Raw genomic sequence first — 859 nt, 5'->3', positions numbered from 1 at the left:
ATCCGGCTGGCGTGGGCCGCCCACGCGAATTCGAACTTGGCGATGCCGCGCGCGACGCGATGGACGTTTTCTGGGACCGCGGATACGAAGGCGCGTCCCTGCCCGACCTGATGGCCGGCACCGGCCTGTCGCGCGGTAGCCTGTACAAGGCGTTCGGCGACAAGAAGGCGCTGCTGCTGGCGGCGCTCGACCTGTACATGGCCGACGGGCTCAAGGCGACCGCGGACATTCTGTCGCAACCCGGCGCCGTCAAGGATGCGATTCGCGATTCGCTGCTGCGCTATGCGCGCCTGTCCGTCGGCGAGGCGGGCCGGCGCGGATGTCTCGCGGTCGCGATGACCACGGAACTGGCCGCGCGCGACGCGGATGTCGCGGAGCGCACCGGGCGCATGTTCCGGCGACTGCAACAGCTCTATGCCGGTGCGATCGTCCGTGGCCAGGCGAGCGGCGAGATCGCCGAGCAGGACGAACAGGTGCTGGCGCGTTTGCTCGTCTGCCAGATCGAGGGCATGCGCGTGCTGGGCAAAACCGGCGTGTCCGAGCAGGACATGCTCGCGCTGGTCGACCGCACGATGCGCATCCTCGACTGATATTTTTTTACCCAATTTGGAACCGATTGGTTCCGTATGGAGAGCCATCCATGTCACGGAATGACCCCGTATCACCCGACCCGCGCCGCTGGGCGATGTTTGCGGTCCTGCTCGTCGGCGCGTTCCTGCCGCCGCTGGATTTCTTCATCGTCAACGTCGCGCTGCCGTCGATCCGCGCGGAACTGGGCGCCTCGTCGTCGGCCGAGCAACTCGTCATTTCATCGTATGCGGGCCTGTACGCGGTGACGCTGATCACCGGCGGGCGATTG

The 859-nt window shown here is 66.6% G+C and carries 1 protein-coding gene and 1 pseudogene; both read left to right on the top strand.

The window, feature by feature from the left end:
• On the top strand, window positions 1-590 hold a 590-nt coding region (locus L810_RS41025), incomplete at its 5' end, for a TetR/AcrR family transcriptional regulator (RefSeq protein WP_042978257.1).
• 50 nt (window positions 591-640) lie between these two features.
• A pseudogene (locus L810_RS46645) lies at window positions 641-859 on the top strand (MFS transporter); the annotation flags it as partial.

The organism is Burkholderia sp. AU4i (genome assembly GCF_000466765.1).
GTDB classification, from domain to species: Bacteria; Pseudomonadota; Gammaproteobacteria; order Burkholderiales; family Burkholderiaceae; genus Burkholderia; species Burkholderia cepacia.
Note: the sequence above shows the minus strand (reverse complement) of the source record. Positions and strands in the feature narration are given on the sequence as shown.